The organism is Bauldia litoralis, from assembly GCF_900104485.1.
In the GTDB taxonomy this organism is placed as follows: Bacteria; Pseudomonadota; Alphaproteobacteria; order Rhizobiales; family Kaistiaceae; genus Bauldia; species Bauldia litoralis.
In genome coordinates this window covers 293045-308869 of the sequence record NZ_FMXQ01000003.1, presented here as the reverse complement: position 1 = coordinate 308869, position 15825 = coordinate 293045, and the positions used below count along the sequence as shown (strand labels likewise).

Annotated in this window: 15 protein-coding genes; 3 read left to right on the top strand and 12 right to left on the bottom strand. The window is 66.1% G+C overall.

All coding sequences use genetic code 11. The features are described 5' to 3' along the window. Positions 1-55: 55 nt before the first annotated feature. The 8 genes from BLT60_RS08850 to BLT60_RS08815 all read right to left on the bottom strand — a co-directional run bounded on the left by BLT60_RS08850 (position 56) and on the right by BLT60_RS08815 (position 7518). A complete protein-coding gene (locus tag BLT60_RS08850; protein WP_090876059.1) occupies positions 56-1099 on the bottom strand; it encodes a Gfo/Idh/MocA family protein in 1044 nt (347 codons plus the stop codon). Between the two features lie 121 nt (positions 1100-1220). After that, positions 1221-2222, bottom strand: a complete 1002-nt coding sequence (locus tag BLT60_RS08845) for a Gfo/Idh/MocA family protein (RefSeq protein ID WP_139167787.1) — start codon at positions 2220-2222, stop codon at positions 1221-1223. Between the two features lie 12 nt (positions 2223-2234). After that, positions 2235-3020 (bottom strand): SDR family oxidoreductase, encoded by a 786-nt coding sequence (locus BLT60_RS08840; protein WP_090876057.1) that lies wholly within the window; start codon positions 3018-3020, stop codon positions 2235-2237. Positions 3021-3024: 4 nt separating this feature from the next. Next, positions 3025-4206, bottom strand: a complete 1182-nt coding sequence (locus BLT60_RS08835; RefSeq protein ID WP_139167786.1) for a hypothetical protein — start codon at positions 4204-4206, stop codon at positions 3025-3027. 40 nt (positions 4207-4246) lie between these two features. Beyond that, positions 4247-4588 carry a hypothetical protein gene (locus BLT60_RS08830; RefSeq protein WP_090876055.1) on the bottom strand — a complete coding sequence of 114 codons (342 nt, stop codon included), beginning with the start codon at positions 4586-4588 and terminating at the stop codon, positions 4247-4249. Positions 4589-4650: 62 nt separating this feature from the next. Further along, positions 4651-5790 (bottom strand): ABC transporter substrate-binding protein, encoded by a 1140-nt coding sequence (locus tag BLT60_RS08825; RefSeq protein ID WP_090876054.1) that lies wholly within the window; start codon positions 5788-5790, stop codon positions 4651-4653. 42 nt (positions 5791-5832) lie between these two features. Then, complete coding sequence (locus BLT60_RS08820; protein WP_090876053.1) at positions 5833-6687, bottom strand: ABC transporter permease; 855 nt, start codon at positions 6685-6687, stop codon at positions 5833-5835. A gap of 30 nt (positions 6688-6717) precedes the next feature. Further along, the gene (locus tag BLT60_RS08815) at positions 6718-7518 is read right to left on the bottom strand and encodes an ABC transporter ATP-binding protein (RefSeq protein ID WP_090876052.1); all 801 of its coding nucleotides are present in this window, start codon (positions 7516-7518) and stop codon (positions 6718-6720) included. A 279-nt stretch (positions 7519-7797) separates the two neighbouring features. On the opposite strand from BLT60_RS08815, the gene BLT60_RS08810 reads away from it, so the two are divergent. Both BLT60_RS08810 and BLT60_RS08805 read left to right on the top strand, forming a co-directional pair. Continuing rightward, positions 7798-8796 carry a MurR/RpiR family transcriptional regulator gene (locus tag BLT60_RS08810; protein WP_090876051.1) on the top strand — a complete coding sequence of 333 codons (999 nt, stop codon included), beginning with the start codon at positions 7798-7800 and terminating at the stop codon, positions 8794-8796. Further along, positions 8793-10271: an N-acyl-D-amino-acid deacylase family protein gene (locus BLT60_RS08805; protein ID WP_090876050.1), complete on the top strand. Its 1479-nt coding sequence runs from the start codon at positions 8793-8795 to the stop codon at positions 10269-10271. The genes BLT60_RS08810 and BLT60_RS08805 overlap by 4 nt, the downstream gene beginning before the upstream one ends. A 9-nt stretch (positions 10272-10280) precedes the next feature. On the opposite strand, the gene BLT60_RS08800 is transcribed toward BLT60_RS08805, so the two are convergent. Genes BLT60_RS08800 through BLT60_RS08785 form a run of 4 tightly spaced genes read right to left on the bottom strand, consistent with a single transcriptional unit; the run spans position 10281 to position 14794 of the window. After that, positions 10281-11261 (bottom strand): ABC transporter permease, encoded by a 981-nt coding sequence (locus BLT60_RS08800; RefSeq protein WP_090876049.1) that lies wholly within the window; start codon positions 11259-11261, stop codon positions 10281-10283. Then, on the bottom strand, positions 11258-12226 hold the full coding sequence (locus BLT60_RS08795; protein WP_090876048.1) for an ABC transporter permease: 969 nt from the start codon (positions 12224-12226) through the stop codon (positions 11258-11260). Before BLT60_RS08795 ends, BLT60_RS08800 begins: the two co-directional genes overlap by 4 nt. After that, positions 12223-13725: a sugar ABC transporter ATP-binding protein gene (locus BLT60_RS08790; RefSeq protein WP_175478356.1), complete on the bottom strand. Its 1503-nt coding sequence runs from the start codon at positions 13723-13725 to the stop codon at positions 12223-12225. Before BLT60_RS08790 ends, BLT60_RS08795 begins: the two co-directional genes overlap by 4 nt. 13 nt (positions 13726-13738) lie before the next feature. Further along, positions 13739-14794, bottom strand: a complete 1056-nt coding sequence (locus BLT60_RS08785) for an ABC transporter substrate-binding protein (protein WP_090876046.1) — start codon at positions 14792-14794, stop codon at positions 13739-13741. A 259-nt stretch (positions 14795-15053) separates the two neighbouring features. Between BLT60_RS08785 and BLT60_RS08780 the strand changes: the two genes are divergently transcribed. Continuing rightward, the gene (locus BLT60_RS08780) at positions 15054-15824 is read left to right on the top strand and encodes an IclR family transcriptional regulator (RefSeq protein WP_090876331.1); all 771 of its coding nucleotides are present in this window, start codon (positions 15054-15056) and stop codon (positions 15822-15824) included. Position 15825 lies beyond the last annotated feature (1 nt).

Here is a 15825-nt window from a genome sequence, read left to right as displayed (position 1 = left end):
CTTGGGTGCGTTTTCCCGGCCCGGTGATCGGGCTGCGGCCCGGGGTCGGCTCGCCCTAGAGCTGCACGACCTGGCCGGTGCGGACCGACTCATCGGCCGCCACCACGATCCTGAGGCTCTTGACGGCGTCGTCCATGTGGTCGCCAAGGTCGATGTCCTCGTCGATCGCCTTGAGCAGGTATTCCTGCTCGCGCTGGCACAGCGCATCGTGATCCGGCTCGTCGGTCATGTCGATGCGTTCGTCCGGCTTCGCCATGTCGGTGTGATGCCACAGGATCTGGTTGGTCTTGGTATGGGCGTTGATGTCGTCCGACTTCACGTCGCCGCCGCCCTCGGCCATGACGATCGACACCGAACCCTTCGGGCCGATTACGTCCTTCACGAAGAAGGCCGTTTCGCTCATCATCGGCCCCCAGCCGGCCTCGTACCAGCCGACCGACCCGTCGTCGAAGGCGACCTGGAGCATGCCGTAATTGTAGACCGGCACTTCGTCCGTCAGGTGGGCGCCCATGGCATGGACCCGGACCGGCTTCGCGCCGGTCATCTGGCACATGACATCGACATAGTGGACGCCGCAGTCGACGATCGGCGGCCACGATTCCATCAGCCGCTTGTGCCAGGCCCATGTCTCGCCATTGGACTGCTGGTTAAGGTTCATCCGGAACACCAGCGGCGTTCCGAGCTGCCGCGCGATCTCGATGAACTTGTTCCACGAGGGGTGCTGGCGAAGGATGTAGCCGACCACCAGCTTCTTGCCGGTGCGCCGCGCCGTCGCCACCACCTTCTCGGCATTCTCGACCGAATCCGCCAGCGGCTTTTCGACGAAGACATGGGCGCCGGCCTCCATCGCCTTGATGGCGTAGTCGGCATGGGTATCGGGCAGCGTATTGATCGAAGCGACGTCCGGCTTCAGTTCGGCCAGCGCCTCCTCGAATTTCGAGAAGGTCTTCACGCCCGCGAGCGCTTCCGGCAGTTTCACCTGGTCGATGTGGCGGGTGCAGACGCCAACTACCTCGAAGCCGGGGATGCGCGTATAGGCCATGGCGTGCGACATGCCCATGCTGCCAAGCCCGACGACCAGAACCCTTTGCTTCGCCATGTGTCTTCTCCCTGGTACTCGATGTTCCAGCTAGGTGCTCATGCGGAGGCCATGCCGAACCCGTGCCGCCAGCGCCTGTCCCTCCCCAAACCGGTGAGGGATCGCCGTTATGTCTGGCGCGCTAGCCGATCTTCACGACCTCGCCGGTCCGCGCCGACTCTTCGGCTGCCAGCGTCGCCTCCAGCGCCGCCATGGCGTCCTCGGGCGTGCCGATCGTCGGCTTCTCGCCGGCAAGCGCGCATTTGGTGAAGTATGCGAATTCCTCGCGCAGCGCTCCGCCGCGCACGCCCTCGAACATCGGCCAGTAGGTCGTGTCCGGGCTGCCGAATTTCTCGGCATCGGCGATGCCGAGATTGGGAAAGGTGTCCTGGATCTGGATGAAGCCCTCGGTGCCGACGATGTTCATCCGCTCGTCGATGTCATAGGGCGTCTTCTCCGGCATGCACCACACCGTCTCCAGGGTCGCTGAGGCGCCACCGGCGAAGCGGTACATGGTCTGGCCGATATCCGGGTGCTTCAGTCCGCGCACGTCGACGGTCTGGGCATAGGTGCTAACCACCCGATCGCCGGTGAACCACAGCATCAGGTCGGTATCGTGGATCGCATCGCCGACAATCGGGCCGATCTTGTTGAGGATGGTCGGCGTCCAGGCGGCCGGGATGTTCCGTCGCGACGACATCGACACGATCTTGCCGATCCGGCCGGCGTCAATCGCTTCCTTGGCTGCCCGGTAGCGGGGATTGAAGCGGCAGATATGGCCGATCTGCAGGATGCCCTTCGCGTCCTTCGCCGCCTCCATGATCCGGGCGCAATCGGCGACGGTGCTGGCCATCGGCTTTTCGAGGAAGACGTGCTTGCCGGCCTTGAGCGCCGCGATGGTCGGATCGGTATGCTGGTCCCACATCGTCACGATCGAGACAGCATCGATATCCGGGTCGGCCAGCATGTCGGCGTAATCGGTATAGGTCTTGGCGACACCGAACTTGGTCGCCATCTCGGCCAGCCGGCTCTCGGTCCGGGTGCACAGCGCCGCCAGTTCGAGATTGGGAATCCCGGCGATCGCGTCGCAGTGAATTTCGCCGAACCACCCGAGGCCGATGACGCCGATCCGTAACCTGTCCACGATGTGTCTCCCTCAGAAGTCTTCGAGTGTGATCTCGCGGGTCATCACGATGTTGCCGGCGCTGAGCCCGCAATCGACCGGCAGCACGACGCCGGTGATCGCCGCCGCGTCGTCGGACGCCAGGAAGCCGACCGCCCGCGCGATGTCGATCGGATTGGCAACCCGCCCGAGCGGATACCACTTGCCGAGCTCCGTCAGTATCTCCGGGCTCTTCTCCACCCGGTGCTCCCAGATCGGCGTCCGCACGGTGCCCGGGCAGACGATGTTGGCGCGGATGCCGAAGCGTCCATATTCCATCGCCAGCGCCTTGGTCAGGCTGATCATGCCGGCCTTGGCCGCGCTGTAGGCGGGATCGCCATAGGTCGACAGGCCGTTGACCGAGCCGATGTTGACGATGGCGCCGCCTTGGCGCTCCTTCATCGAGGGAAGCACGGCGTGGGTGCAGTAGTAGGTGCCGTTGAGATTGCCGTCGACATCGCTCTGCCAGGAGGTCGGCGTGGTCCGCTCCAGCGTCGGCTGGTGGGAAAAGCCGGCATTGTTGACCAGCACGTCGACCGGGCCGAGGGCTTTTTCGAGATCGGCAAAAGCCTTGGCCACGGCGTCGGCGTCCGAGATTTCGACAACTGCGGCTTCAGCCTTGATGCCTTCGCCGGCAAGCGTCGCGACGAAGTCGACGACAGCTTCGCTCCTGTCGATGGCGGCAATCGCCGCGCCCTGCTCGCCGAAGTGCCGGCAGAGCGATTGACCGATACCGCCGGCCGCGCCGGTAATCGCAACAACCTTGTCCTTGAATGCCACGCTGTCAGCTCCTGGTCTGGTTCATCGCCGCGCCGATCCAGTCGAGGCTCTGCTGGCGAAAGTGTCCGTAATTGTAAAACGCGATGTCCTCGATGCCGGCGTTCCGCAAGCCGCTGACCGCCGCTGCGACGACGTCCGCGCCCTGCAGGTCGGGGAACGCGGCGCGCAGGATGCCGCGCAGGTGTCCCGCGCCGCGCATCCGCCGCTGCACGTCCCAGGCGTCGGCCCGCACCCGCTCGGCGCTGCCTTCGTAGAAGCAGGCCTCGATGATGCCGGCCGCCTCGGCCAGCGCCCTGAGGTCGCTGCCCTCGTACCAGGCGCCGCCGCTCGGACGCGCTACCGAAGGGATGATCGCCACCGTCGCGTCGTCGCGTACCGCGCCGCGGATCTCGGCGACCAGCGACGTCACGACGTCGCAGCGCCAGGCGAGAAAGGCCGCCAGCACGCCATCGGTCCGGGTGTCGGCGAGCCACATCGCCTCGGCCATGTCGTCGGGCAGGTCGAAGTCGCTGTCGAGAGCGGATTCGACATCGGCGCAAACCTGCGCCCGCAGACCCTCGGCATCGATCCCGGCCTTGCGGGCCCCGGCGAGGCAGTGGTCGCAAAAGCAAAGCCCGAGATGATTGTCGAGCCAGCGATTCTGGCGGACCAGCGCGAATTCGTGGTGGTAGCCATGGACGCTGGGCAGGAAACCCGGCGTCTCGAGCGAAATCCCCGCGACCGGATAGGCGTCGGTGACATCCTTGCAGAGCGCCACCGCATAGGCCCGCGCCTCCGGCGCCGACGGGCAGAGGTTGTAGATGAGACGGTCGCCGAAGGCGTTGCGGACGCAGGACTCCGGATGCAGCATGCCGAGCCGCGAATTGTGCATCAGCACCAGCCAGGCCTGTGTCGCCACCGAATCGAGCTCGCACAATTCCCCGAGGATGTCGCGCTTCGCCATGATGCTGTTGGCGGCCGGCTGCAGCGCGCCATAGCGGGCCGGATCATGCCGGAAATAGGCGGTGCCATCCTCCGGGAAATAGACCTTGCCGGTCTTGCCGCGCGGCCGCAGGAACTTGCCTGCGTGATAGCTGGTCGCCAGCGTGATCGTATCGAGGCCAAGCCCCACCACCTCGTCGGCGACCGCGCCGAGCGGCCGCTCGTCGAGATCCCACGTATAGGCAAACATCGCCCGGTAACTCATGACGCCCCCATGCTTGCCGCCAGCCTTGCCGGCGCGGCGATTAGTCTTGCCCGAACCAGCTGTCGTTCAGGTAGCGCATGTACTCGAACACAGCGTCGTGCTTCCAGATGAACGCCACTTCGAGGAAGTCGGCGACGATGAAGGGCGGGATGAGAAGCTCGTGGCCCTCGATATGCGGCGCGATCTCCTCGACCCGGTAGCCGACATGGGGGTTGTTCTTGACCCGGTCCGGCACCTTGCTGTCGGGGTGATAGCGGAGGAACTCGATCGATTCCGGATGGTCGCGCGGACTGGTCACCCAGCAGAGGCTCTGCTCGACCCAGTTCTCGCCCGGCATCGGTTGATGGGCCGTGATCCCGACATGGTCGAAGACGAGCTTCATGGCATCCCCCCTGAATTATGACGGGGCGGCCGGTGCCGGCCGCCCCGAATTGTGGTCGCGTGTCAGAGAGCCTGTTCGATCGCCTTGACGTCGACGGCCTTGTAGTCGTCGTTCAGCTCGAAGCCATCGGCATCGGCCTTGACCTTGGCGGCGTCGAAATCGTTGGCCGCGTCGACCATGTCGTTCTTGACCACTTCCTCGGTGGTGAAGTCGCCGGAGATCTGGCCGATCTCGCGACCGGTCTCGAAGAACAGGTCCCAGGACGGCATGATGTGCTGGCCCCACTTGCCGCGCTCGTCCCAGCGGCCACGGTAGACGTTGGCGAGCTGCATCATCGATTCCACCGCGACGTCCGGCGTCATCTGCGAGGCGAGGCCGGGGAACTGCTCCATGACGATCTGGGTCGCCGCACGCGGGTTCAGGTAGCCGAATTCAAGGCCCATCGCCCACCCCCGGAAGTACTTCTCGTACATCTCCCGCTTCTCGGGATCGTCGAAATCAGCCTTGCGGATGACGAAGCTGTTGGCGGGCAGCTGGGAGAAGTCGCGGCCGAGGATATAGTCGAAGTCGAGGCCCTGGCCCTTCCACTGGGCGCGCAGGCCCTCCCACGACAGGGCCGTGTCGCCCTGGCCGGCGGCGACTGCCGTGCCCCAGGTCGGCCAGCCCGCATCGACGTAGGTCACCTTGCTGATATCGACGCCCGCCGCCGTCAGCATCGGATCGACGATCGACTGCCAGCCGGCGCTGCCGAGCACGATGGTCATGCCCTCGATGCCCTTGATGTCGTCCGGGGCCTCGCCCTTGCGGAAGGCGAAGTCGAAGACGTCGGAGCCGCCCATCTCGAAGGCCGAGACCAGCGGGATGCCCTGGGCCAGCGCCAGCGAGAAGACGCCCGGCGACGGATAACCGACATCGGCCTGGTCCTGGTCGACGAGCTTTACGGTCGCGGTGGCGTCGGACGGGCCCGGCTCGATCTCGGTTTCGAGGTCGCCGAAATAGCCGAACTTCTTGGCCACCCAATAGGGATAGTCGTCGAGCACTTCCAGCGTGCCGCGCGGCGACACCCAGCGGATCGCATCGGCGGCGAAGGCGCTGCCAACGGTGAGACCACCGACGGCGGCGAGAGAAAAGCCGACGGCGGCCGCGGTCAGGAGACGGCGTCGGCCGATCACGGTCCGACCGGTCTTGCTTGCATCATTCATGCTGATTGTCCTCTCCAGATTGTTGTCGTTTTCAGTCCGACTTCAGGCCTCCCAGCTCGCCCATTTCTTGCCGAGCCAGAAAAAGAAGACATAGATCGAAATGCCGATCGTCGCGAGCAGGAGGATGATCGCGAAGAATTGCGGCATGCGGATCAGCGATGAGTAATAGGTTAGCCGGTTGCCGAGGCCCTCGGCGCCGCCGACCATCTCGGCGCCGACCGTGGTCAGCAGGCCGAAGATCGAACCGACCATCAGGCCGACGATGATCATCGGCATGGCCATCGGGATCCGGATCTTGGTGAAGATCTGCAGCGTGTTGGCGCCGAAGGAGCGGGCCAGCGCGATCTTGGCGAGGTCGGTGCGGCGGAAGCCAGTGGCCGCGTTGATCATCACCATCGGCCCGCTGGCAAGCGCCACGGCGATGATCCGCGGCTCGCTGCCGAAGCCGAAGCGCAGGATGAGCAGCGGCACCAGCGCCAGCATCGGCGTCGTGACGAGGAGAAGGATATAGGGCGTCACCACCTTCTCGACGAAGGGGAACTGGGTAATCACCGCCGCCAGCAGAAAGCCGATCGAGGCGCCGATGGCAAAGCCGGTGAACAACTCGAACAGCGTCACCAGAAGATGCGGCCAGATGAAGGTCCATTCGGTGACCAGCGCCGTGGCGATCTGGCTCGGCTTCGGCAGGATGTATTGCGGAACCTCCATCACGGTGAGCGTCAGCTCCGCCCCGCCGATGATGATCACAGCGACAAGGATGATCACCAGGATTTCGAGCCGGGTGCGCGCTCCGCCAGCGGAACCGAGGGCGGACAGTCCGCCCGAGAGGCTGACATCGGCGCCGCCGCCGCCCTTCTTGTTGAATTCCGGGATTGTCTCCCCGAGGGCTTTGCTCAACCGGTTTCTCCGTTTCCCCGTCCCGGCCGCTCAGGCGACCGAGGAATGATCTTCCTGCTGGCCGCGCTGATTGTCGATACGCGTCTTTATTTCCATGACCCTGGCAATGAAGTCCGGCTCGGTCTGGATCGACACCGGGCGCGGACGCGGAATATCGACGTTGTAGATCGAGGCGATCCGTCCGGGCCGCGCCGACATCACCACGATCCGGTCGGCGAGGAAGATCGCTTCCGGGATCGAGTGCGTGACGAAGGCGATGGTCTTGCCGGTTTCCATCCAGATCTCCTGGATGAGGAGGTTCATCTCGTCCCGGGTGAACGCATCGAGCGCGCCGAACGGCTCGTCCATCAGCAGCACCGACGGATCGACGGCAAGGCTCCTGACGATCGAGGCGCGCTGCTGCATGCCGCCCGACAATTCGCGCGGATGCTTGTTGCCGAAGCCAACGAGCCCGACCCTGTCGAGCAGCTTGTCGATGCGGGCGCGATCCGGCTTGGTGCCCTTCAGCTCGAAGGGCAGTTCGATATTCTTCTCGAGGTTCCGCCAGGGCAGAAGATTGGCGTCCTGGAAGATCATCGCGATCTGCGGATGCGGCTTGGTGATGACCTCGCCGTCGATGGCGACGCGACCGCTGGACAGGTCGTGCAGGCCGGCCATCGACCACAGCAACGTCGTCTTTCCGCAGCCCGACGGCCCGATGATGCAAAGGAACTCACCCTCGCGCACCTCGAGCGAAACGTCGTCGAGCGCGTGAACCGCCCCGGTCTTTGTCTGGTAATACTTGCTGGCGCCGGTGACCGACAGCTTGGTCTTGGTGTGTTCTGCGGTCATGTCCAGATTGCCCAGTCCGCGCGCTGTTCTGCCAGATCGTTCCCCGGTCCGCTTGACGATGGCCGGGTGTGAACGTGAAATGATGTTACAGATCGAACACGACATCAACCGGAAATTCGGCCGGTCGGCGTGATTCGCCCGAGTCACAAAGATCAGGCGGCGCTTGGATCGCTGACCGCGTGCGATTCCCGGCAATGGATCAAGCCCGGATCGCCCTTCCCAACCGCGGCGGCTTGCTCCGCACCCAAATCGGTGTAATTTTGTTTCACGAGCGATGCGGTGGCCACGACGGCAACCCTGCCGCGAGGAGGCACGGTGGAAGAAGGCGCGACCCGGCGGGAATCCGTTCAGCAGCCGACTGGCGCTGTGGCATCCGCCATCGACATCGTTTCGCGGATCCAACGGGTCGAGAGCACGCTCAGCCCGGCCGAACGCCGCGTCGCCGAAACCGTCCGGCAGGATTTCGAGGCGGCGACCCGCCTCACCATCGCCGAACTCGCCCGGCGCGCCGGCGTCAGCCAGCCGACCGTCACCCGCTTCTGTCGATCTGTCGGCTCCCTGTCCTTCGGCGAGTTCAAGATCCAGCTCGCCACCACCCTGACCGTCGCCGCGGCCTACCTGAAGTCCGACCGGGTCTTCGGCGACGATGCCGGGCAGCTGGCCCAGGCGATCATGATGAATGCCGCCAACGCCATCCGCGAGGGACTGGACCAGCTCGACACGACGGCGCTCGGCCGGGCCATCGGCACCATGGCCGCCAGCCGACGCATCGAGATCTATGGCCAGGGCAGCGCCTCCGCGGCGATCGTCGAGGACGCCCGGCTCCGGCTCTTCCGGCTCTCCATCCCGGTCGCCGCCTATAGCGACGGCCAGCAACAGCGCATGTCCGCCGCCACCCTCGGTCCCGGTGATTGCGTTCTGGCGATCTCCAATTCCGGCCGCAGCAAGCCGGTCATCGACGCCGTCGCCATCGCCCGTTCCTTCGGCGCGACCACCGTTGCCCTGACCCGGCCAGCGACGCCGCTGGCCGAGGCCGCCGACATCGTCATCGCCGTCACGGTCGAGGAGGTCAACGACATCCTCCGGCCGACGCCGTCGCGCTACGCCCATATGGCCATCGTCGACACCCTCGCCACCGGCGTTGCTGCCGCGCTCGGCAGCCGCGGCCGGGAGTCGCTCCGCCGTGTCCGCTACACCCTCGCCCGTCTTGGCGTCGCCATTCCCGCGCCGAGTACCGACCCGTCACAGATCATGAAAGACCTGGAACCGCGCGAATGACATCGACGACCGACGAGACGACGCCTCCCCGCCACGACCACATCTTCCGCAACGCCCTGATCTACGACGGCAGCAACGACGGCCCCCTCCCGGGTGAGGTTGCGATTGCCGGCGAGCGCATCGTCGCCATCGCCGATCAGGGGACGATCCCCGCCGGCCCGGCGACGCGGGAGCACGACCTGAAGGGCAAGGCGCTGGCTCCGGGCTTCATCGACAGCCACACCCATGACGACCGCATCGTCCTAGACAGCCCGGACATGCTGCCCAAGATCAGCCAGGGGGTCACGACGGTGGTTGCCGGCAACTGCGGCATCAGTCTCGCGCCGGTCACCTTCGACGGTCCGCCACCGGCCCCGCTGAACCTGCTCGGCGGCAAGGAGGCCTACCAGTTCCCGACCTTCGCCGACTACGCGCGGGCGATCGCCGAGACGACGCCGGGCGTCAATGTCGCCGCGCTGGTCGGCCATTCGTCGCTCCGCCTCGCCACCATGTCGGATATCGGCGGCAAGGCCGCCGCGTCGGAGATCGCCGCCATGCTCGACCGCGTCGACGAGGCGATGGAGAATGGCGCCGCGGGCTTTTCGACGGGCCTCTTCTACCCGACCAACGCCGGTGCCGACGCCGACGAGGTTTCGCAGGTCGCGGCCCGTTTCTCCGCCCACGGCGGCGTCTACGCCACCCACATGCGCGACGAGATGGACCATGTCCTCGACTCGATCGCCGAGAGCGTCGACACCGCCGCGCGGGCCGGAATCCAACTCGTCATCTCCCATCACAAATGCGCCGGCGTCAGCAACTGGGGCCGGACCCGGGAGACGCTGCCGGTGATCGCGAAGGCGGCGGCCGGCCAGCCGATCGGGATCGACGCCTATCCCTACGCCGCCGGCTCGACCAACCTGCGCGCCGACCTGGTCACCGATACCTACCGGATCATGATTTCCTGGTCTGAGCCGCATCCCGAGATGACGGGCCGCGACCTTGCCGACATCGCCGCCGAGTGGAGCGTCGACCTCGACGAGGCCGCCCGCCGCCTCGATCCGGCCGGCGCCATCTATTTCCAGATGGACGAGGACGACGTCCGCCGCGTGCTTGCCTTCCCGCTGACGATGATCGGCTCCGACGGCCTGCCCCATGACAAGCATCCGCATCCGCGCCTGTGGGGCACCTTCCCGCGGGTGATCGGCCACTACGCCCGCGAACTCGGGCTTTTCCCGATCGAGACCGCCATTCACAAGATGACCGGCCTGACAGCGAAGACCTTCAACCTCAAGGACCGCGGCCGGATCGCCGAGGGCTGCTTCGCCGACCTCGTGATCTTCGATCCGGCGACGGTCATCGACCGGGCGACGTATGAGGATCCGCTCCAGTTTTCGGTCGGCATCGAGAAGGTCTTCGTCAATGGCCGGCTAAGCTGGGAAGCCGGCGCGACGACCGTCCACCGCAACGGCCGGCTGGTCGGTGGCCGCGCCGGCTGATCGCGGCGGCTAGCGGCCACGCGACTCCCGGCCGGAAAAGAGCAGCAGCGCGAGGATCAGCGAGCCGAACAGGATGCTGCGCCAGCCCGGCGACGCGTTGACCACGGTGATCAGCGCGGTGATCGTCACCAGCAGGATCGCGCCGGGGATCGTCCCGGCATAGGTGCCGGAGCCGCCGAGGATCGACGTGCCGCCGAGCACCACCGCGGCGATCGAGGCGAGCAAATAGGGGTCGCCGATGCCGACATAGCCCTGCCCGTTCATGCCGAGCAGGAGCACCCCGGCGAGCCCGGCGGTCAGCCCGCCGATCGCGTAGACCGCCATGGTCGTCGTCCGCGTGTTGACCCCGGACAGCGCGGTTGCCAGCGGGTTGGCGCCGATGGCGAAGATCCGCGCGCCGAAGGGCGTCGCGTGCAGCACCACCAGCGTGATCGCCGAGACCACGACCCACAGATAGACCCCCGCCGGAATGCCAATTGGCCGGGCGTTGCCAAACCAGTGGAGGAGCGGGTTCTGCGCCGAGACCGCGCTGCCACCGGCGACAAGGATCAGCACCCCTTGCAGGAAGGTCGCCATTGCCAGCGTCATGATCATCGGGTGGACGCGAAGATAGGCGACGCCGAGGCCGTTGAGCAGGCCGATGCCGCTTGCCGCGGCGAGTACGATGAGGACCGGAACCGTGCCGGTCGGATCGCCGAGATCGGCAACCAGCGGCACGCCGACCGCACTGACTGTAACAATCGCGCCGACCGACAGGTCGATGCCGCCGGCAATGACGACGAATGTCTGGCCGATCGCCACCAGCCCGATCACCGCCGCGAGTTCGAGTAGGTAGCGAAGATGGCCGAAGGAGCCGAAGCCGGGCTTTGCGAAGCCGGCGACGACCCAGACCAGCGCGACGATGATGAAGGTCAGGAAGGCGCGGTTGCGCAGCAACGCGCTGATCCGGCGCGGCGGGAACCGGGTTGTTTCGCTTTCCGTCGCGCTCATCGCGGCCCCCTGCGTCCGGTGATTTCCGGCAGCGCCACGGCGCCGATGATGATCAGTCCCTGCGCCACATACTGGGCGACGGGCGGGAAGCCGAGGAAGAACATGACGTTGATCATCACGCTGAGCAGCAGGCTGCCGGCGATGGCGCCGCGCATCGTGCCGCGACCGCCGAGGAAGCCGACGCCGCCGAGCACCGCCGCGGCGATCGAGTTGAGGGTGAAGGCCGTACCGATCACCGGATCGCCGGAGCCGGTCTGCGCCGCGACGAACAGCCCGGCGGCGGCGGCCAGCAATCCGCTGATCGCATAGGCGGCGATCAGGGAGCGGTCGACCGGAACGCCGCCGCGATAGGCGCCGACCGGATTTTCGCCCGAGGCATAGAGGCTGAGGCCGAGCGGCGTGGCGAGATAGAGCTTCCACAAGAGCGCCGTGACGATCAGCAGGATCAGCGCCGCCGGCGTGTTGCCGGCAAGCAGGTCCGAGAACCAGATCGGGATCGCTCCGCCCGGTCGCGGCAGGATCAGAAGTGCCGCCCCGCCGATGATGAAGGACGCGGCCAGCGTCACGACGATCGCCGGCAGCTTGAGCCGTACGACGATCGCGCCCGAGATCGCGCCGATGCCAAGGCCGGCGACGGCCACGGCGGCGATACCGCCGACGACGCCAAGTGGCCCGGTCATCGTCGTCGCGGCGATCACTGCGCCGAGGCTGACCGTCGCGCCGATCGACAGGCTGATACCGCCGGTCAGCATCAGGATCGCCTGGGACATCGAGACCAGCGCCAGCGGGAACCAGCTCTGGGCGAATTTCGAGACGCCGCCGATCGAGAAAAGGCCGGGGAACAGGTAGACGTAGAGCGCCAGGAAGGCCGCGACGACGACGAACAGGCCGCGGACGCCACGATTGCGCTGCATCTGCACCGGCCAGTAGAGCCGCTGCGAACGGGTGTCAGGCGTGTGACTCATGCCGCTTGCGCCGCTTCCTCGGCGCCCATCGCGGCGGCGACGATCGCCTCCTCGCTGAGCCCGTCGCGGTCGAGCGTCGCGGCGAGCTTGCCCTCGCGCATCACCGCGACACGGTCGCAGAGATGGACCAGTTCCGGCGTGTCGGAACTCGACAGCACCACCGCCTTGCCCTCGCTGGCGAAGCGGCGGAGCAGGATATAGATCTCGCGCTTGGTCTCGACATCGACGCCGCGGGTCGGATCGTTGAGCAGCAGGATCGACGGGTCGCTCGGCATCCATTTCGCCAGCGCCACCTTCTGCTGGTTGCCGCCGGACAGCGCCTGGACCTGCCGGGTCAGGTCGCCCTTGATACCGAGATGATCGGCAAGGTCGAGCGCCAGCGCCTTTTCCTTACCGCGATTGCGGAGCGACAGGCCGCGCGCCCGTCCAAACTGCGGAAGCATCATGTTCCATGCGATGGTGTGAATGAGATGCAAGCCCTCGCGCTTGCGATCGGCTGGCACATAGGCGAGGCCGAGGGCATTGGCCTTCGGCACCGAGGCGGGAATGCCGGGGACGCCGTCGAAGGACGCGCGCCGCGCCGAAGCCGGCAACGCGCCATAGAGGCCGAGCAGCAGGTCTTCCTGCCCCTGGCCGACCAGCCCGCCGATGCCCAGCACTTCGCCGCGCCGGATCGTCAGGTCGATGTCCTTGAGCGGCCCCGACGAGAAGCCCTCGACCGAAACGATCGTCTCGGTCTCCGGCGTTGCCGTCCAGGAAGGGAACAGGTCGCCGGGATCGCGGCCGACCATCAGCCGCACCAGCCCGTCGGCATCGGTTCCGGCCAGCGACTGGTCCGCCGTCACCACCCCGTCCTTGAGAACGGTGACGTGGTCGCAGAGCCGCATGACCTCGTTGAGCCGGTGGGAAATGTAGAGAACGGCGGTGCCCGCTTCACGCAGCTTGACCAGAAGCCGCGTCAGGGTGTCCGCCTCATGCGCCGACAGCGACGAGGTCGGCTCGTCGAGGATCAGCACCCGCGGTTCGCGAAACAGCGCCTTGGCGATCTCGACCATCTGCCGCCGGCCGAGCGGCAGGTCGCCGACAGGCCGCGACAGGCTTTCGTCGAGCCCCACCATGTCGCAGACGGCCTTCGCCCGTCGCGCCAGCGCGCCATAGTCGATGAACCCGTAGCGACGGGGATAAGCGCCAAGGCCGATATTCTCGGCGATCGACAGCGAACTTGTCAGGCTGAGTTCCTGCTGGACCACCGCGATGCCGGCGTTCCTTGCCGCGGCCGGTGTCAGCGCGGCGACGGCCTTGCCGTCGATCTCGATGGTTCCCCTGTCGGAGGGCAAGGCCCCCGACAGGAGGTTGATCAGCGTCGACTTGCCTGCGCCATTCTCGCCGAGCAGGGCGTGGATCCGTCCGGGTACCAGTGCGATGGAGACATCGCGCAGGACCGGATTGCCGAAGAACGACTTCGAGACATCGCGCGCGGCGATGATGGGCGCAGGCATCGTCACGACAGGCTTACATCGAGCCTGCGATGATGTCGTCGAACAGGGCTTCGTCCCACGGCGAGTAGATGTAGCCGTCGGCCGGGAAGTCGCCTGCACGGGCCAGGTACTCGTCGATGTTGCTGTCGTCGATGATCGGCAGCGGCACCTCGATGAAGGCCGGGATGTCTTCGCCCTGCAGCGCCTTGACCGCCGTATAGGCAGCGAAAGCACCGAGCCAGTTCGGCTGCATGGTCGCCCAGGAGCTCAGGCCCTTTTCCTTCCACAGCTCAAGGAACTGGCGGGCATTCTCGCCGGTCATCGGGACCATGTCACGGCCCTGCTTGTCCATGGCGAGGATCGCACCGGCGGACAAGGCACCGCCGAGCGACAGGATGCCGTCAATCTCGGGATGGGCGAAGAGCAGGCTGGTGACCGCTTCCTGCGCGGGCGCCACGTTGTAGGCGGTGTTGGTCTCGGCCAGGATCTCGATGCCGGGATTGGCCGCAAGCGCCTCGTTCGAGCCGGCGCGACGATCGTCCGAAACCGAGATGCCGGCCGGACCGTTGAGGACGAGGATCTTGCCCTCGCCACCCAGCTTTTCGATCAGCCATTTGGCGGCGGTGTCGCCCCACTTGTTGGAGTCGGTGTTGACCTTCGCGGTCACCTGGTCGGTGTCGACGAGGCTGTCGAAGTTGATGATCGCGATACCCTTGGAGCAGGCGTCTTCGAGGACGCGGGCCGGCGCCGTGGATGAACCGGCGATCAGCAGGATGGCGTCGACATCGGCGTCGATCATCGACTGGATCTGCTGGATCTGGACATTGGCGTCGCCCTGGGCGTCGGTGATGACCAGTTCGTCAACCATGCCGGCGGCCTTCAGCTTCTCGACTTCGTCGGCGATCGTGCCTTCGGTCTGCTTCATCCAGGTCGGGACCGAATAGATATTCGCCCAGCCCAGCGTGTAGGGAGGCTGGCGCTTGCCGTCGATGCAGTTGGCCGCGGCCTGGGCCTGCGACGCCAGTCCCGTCATGGCGAACAGGCCGATGAAGGCAGCGCCGGTCGCCGCTTTGAGTGACGATTTCAGCATGTCTCTTCCTCTCTGGAGATGTTGGGGGCGGTGACGCTTTCCCCCGCGGGCTGGTCGCTCGACCTCTGGCGCGCGGATGTCGAAAGCCCCATATCCTACCCCTTGCCCGACAATTCCAATATATTGGAATTGATACCAATATAGCGGACAAGCGGAGCCTAGCGCCGATCCCCGGGATCGGCAATAGAAGACAGCGCAACGGAAGGAGGATTCAGCAGTGACATCCGACAACGTCACGGAACTCGGCGCGAGCCGGCGGATGCGCGGTCTCGACCGCGCCTTCGAGATGCTGGCCTACCTGCGCGAGCGCGGCGGGCCGGCCCGGCCAAACGAGATCGCCATCGGCATCGGCGCGCCGAAATCGACGGCCTATGAGTTGGTGAACGCCCTGCTGGCGACCGGCGTCCTCGAATATGCCGACGGCGACGGCCGCGTTTTCCTCGGTCGCAAGCTCTACTTCCTCGGCCTTGCCTACCAGGAGCATTTCGATCTCACACGCGAGTGCAAGGCCTACCTCCGCGATCTCGCCACGGAGACCCGCGAGACGGCGCAGCTCTGCATGCTCGACGGCAACAAATACACCGTGGCGATGATGCATGAGGGCGCCCGTCCCTTCCGGATCAGCGCCGATGTCGGCGAGCCGATCCCGCTACCATGGACGGCATCCGGCCGCCTCCTCCTCTCGCACATGAGCGACGCCGAGATCCTCGATTTCATCCCGTCCGAGGACTTTGTCCTGCCGGACGGCTCGACGCTCGCGACCGAGGTGTTCCTCGCCGAGACAGAGCGGGCGCGGCAGGAGGGCGTCTTCTCTTTCGACAGCCTCGCCGACACCTTCACCCATTGCTTCGCCGCCCCCGTCAGCCAGGACGGCACAACCTGTGTCGCAACGTTGTGCCTGATATCTCCGCGCGAGGACGCGGTCAGGAATTTCGACACCTATCGGGAAGCACTCAAATCGGCAGCGCGGGACCTGTCGGGAAAGCTCGGCGACAACGCAATCGCCCTGACGAAATCCGGCATCGCCTGAA

Excerpts from the sequence above, each read along its gene's own strand:
- BLT60_RS08850 (WP_090876059.1), bottom strand. The coding sequence starts at position 1,099 with ATGGCGAAGCAAAGGGTTCTGGTCGTCGGGCTTGGCAGCATGGGCATG.
- BLT60_RS08835 (WP_139167786.1), bottom strand. The coding sequence starts at position 4,206 with ATGAGTTACCGGGCGATGTTTGCCTATACGTGGGATCTCGACGAGCGG.
- BLT60_RS08830 (WP_090876055.1), bottom strand. The coding sequence starts at position 4,588 with ATGAAGCTCGTCTTCGACCATGTCGGGATCACGGCCCATCAACCGATG.
- BLT60_RS08825 (WP_090876054.1), bottom strand. The coding sequence starts at position 5,790 with ATGAATGATGCAAGCAAGACCGGTCGGACCGTGATCGGCCGACGCCGT.
- BLT60_RS08815 (WP_090876052.1), bottom strand. The coding sequence starts at position 7,518 with ATGACCGCAGAACACACCAAGACCAAGCTGTCGGTCACCGGCGCCAGC.
- BLT60_RS08805 (WP_090876050.1), top strand. The coding sequence starts at position 8,793 with ATGACATCGACGACCGACGAGACGACGCCTCCCCGCCACGACCACATC.
- BLT60_RS08800 (WP_090876049.1), bottom strand. The coding sequence starts at position 11,261 with ATGAGCGCGACGGAAAGCGAAACAACCCGGTTCCCGCCGCGCCGGATC.
- BLT60_RS08795 (WP_090876048.1), bottom strand. The coding sequence starts at position 12,226 with ATGAGTCACACGCCTGACACCCGTTCGCAGCGGCTCTACTGGCCGGTG.
- BLT60_RS08790 (WP_175478356.1), bottom strand. The coding sequence starts at position 13,725 with ATGCCTGCGCCCATCATCGCCGCGCGCGATGTCTCGAAGTCGTTCTTC.
- BLT60_RS08785 (WP_090876046.1), bottom strand. The coding sequence starts at position 14,794 with ATGCTGAAATCGTCACTCAAAGCGGCGACCGGCGCTGCCTTCATCGGC.
- BLT60_RS08780 (WP_090876331.1), top strand. The coding sequence starts at position 15,054 with ATGCGCGGTCTCGACCGCGCCTTCGAGATGCTGGCCTACCTGCGCGAG.